Origin of the sequence: uncultured Thiodictyon sp. (assembly GCF_903828115.1) — a bacterium.
Classification (GTDB): Bacteria; Pseudomonadota; Gammaproteobacteria; order Chromatiales; family Chromatiaceae; genus Thiodictyon.
The window spans coordinates 1-1,830 of the sequence record NZ_CAIKKU010000888.1 but is presented as its reverse complement, the minus strand read 5'-3'; the positions used below and the strand labels follow the sequence as shown (position 1 = coordinate 1,830).

Here is a 1,830-nt window from a genome sequence, read left to right as displayed (position 1 = left end):
CGGCGGCGCCGGCGGCGGCTTCGGCGGCGGCGGCGGTGGCGGCGGCTACGGCGGCTACTCCGGCGGCTTCGGCGGCTTCGGCGGCGGCGGCGGCTTCGGCTCCGTCCTTGTCGAGGGGCTCAACAGGTACGGCACCGGCGGCGCCGCTGGCGGCTTCGGCGGTGGCGGTGGCGGTGGCATTTCAGAGGACTATGAGGCGGGGACAGTCTTTGGCCTTATCACCAACGGCGGCTTCGGCGGTGGCGATGGCTTCGGCCTCCGGGGCGGTGGCGGTGCTGGCCTCGGTGGCGCCATCTTCGTCAAACGCGGCAGCCTGGTCCTGAAGAACGTAAGCTTCGCCGGCAGCAGTGCCTTCCCGGGCACATCCGCTGTCACTGCAGCTCAGGGCCTGGGCGGCGCCATCTTCATCTGTAGCACCCAGGACGGCGGCTGTTCCGGGAGCATCGACGAGGCCAATTCATCCGGCGTGACCTTTAGCGGCGGGTCGGCGACCACGGCCCAGCCCGACCTGTTCTGGACCGAGGCCAGCGGCGGGGCGAACAGCACCGCGGGGATCACCGATGCCGCCGCCCCCTGCGGTCCAGGCATCGCCCTCCCCACCAGCCAATGGCAGATGCTGGCCCTGCCCTGCCAGCCTCTTGCCGGCCCGGCCGACGTCGCCAACGTACTGGGCAACGGCCCCACGGCCAACCTGGTCGGCGCCAATTACGGTTCCAGCAGTTGGCTGATGTATGACCTTCCGCTCACCGTGAGCGCCTATCGGGTGCTGACCAAACTGAGTGCGCTCAGGTCCGGCGCCGGCTACTGGATCAAGACCCTGGCAGCGCCGGCCGGGGGCAAGCTCGCCGTCACGGGCAGCCCCACCCCGGTGACCACCGGCCTCACCGGCTGCCAGTCGGCCAACGGCTGCGTGGTGGTGCCGGTGCGTGCCGGCACCGATCCGACCGGCTACAAGTTGATCGGCAATCCCTTCCCCTATGATGTGGACTGGTCCAAGGTGCGGGTGCGGGTCAATGGCAGCACCATCTATACCCCTAGTGAGGCGGACTCTGCCAACGTCCTGTCCAATCAGATCTGGATCTGGAATGGCAACACCTTCGATTGCTGGAGCGACGCCTTGTCCAGCCCGGGCAACCTGCAATATTTCAAGGCGTTCTGGGTCAAGGTGCTGCCAGGGGCAACGGACCAGACCATCGATCTGCTGATCCCTGCCGAGCTCTCCACGCTGCCACTGAGCGCGCTGCCGACGGGGTTCGCGGCACCGCTGGCCGCCGCGTCGGCGCGGCCCTGGTATCTGGCCTGGCTGGATGCGCTGATCCCGAGCGCCGCCGCCGCCGACCTGCCGGCGGGTGCCTGGGTGGTCCAGCTCAAGGTCGATGCCCCCAAGACCGGCTGGAAGGCCCAGGCCAGACTCGGTCAATGGCCGGGTGCCGAACCGGGCTATGACCCGGCGGACCTCAGCGCCATGGCGCCCTTCGCCACGCCCTATCTGACCCTGGTCTATCCGCAACCCGCCTGGGGGGCGCGCAAGGGCGACTATGGCACCGACTTCCGCCCCGCCGACGGCTGGCCGGGCACCTGGAACCTGGAGTTGCGCACCGCTCCGGTGGGTTCGCAGGTGGTGCTGCACTGGACGGGCGACCCCGCCATCCTGGCGCGCTCGCGTCTGACCGATAAGCAGACCGGTAAGGTGATCGATCCCGCCGACCCGGCCTATGCCAACGGCTATCCCCTCACCCTGACCGCCAAGGTGCGCTCACTGACCTGGGAGTATCTCGGCAACTGAGCCGGGGCGGGCGCGCCGGTGGGAGCGGCTTCAGCCGCGACGCG

At 69.6% G+C, this 1,830-nt stretch carries 1 pseudogene; it reads left to right on the top strand.

Annotation, left to right across the window (positions count from 1 at the left end):
- A pseudogene (locus QZY48_RS33675) lies at positions 1–1,786 on the top strand (hypothetical protein); the annotation flags it as partial.
- Between the last annotated feature and the right edge of the window lie 44 nt (positions 1,787–1,830).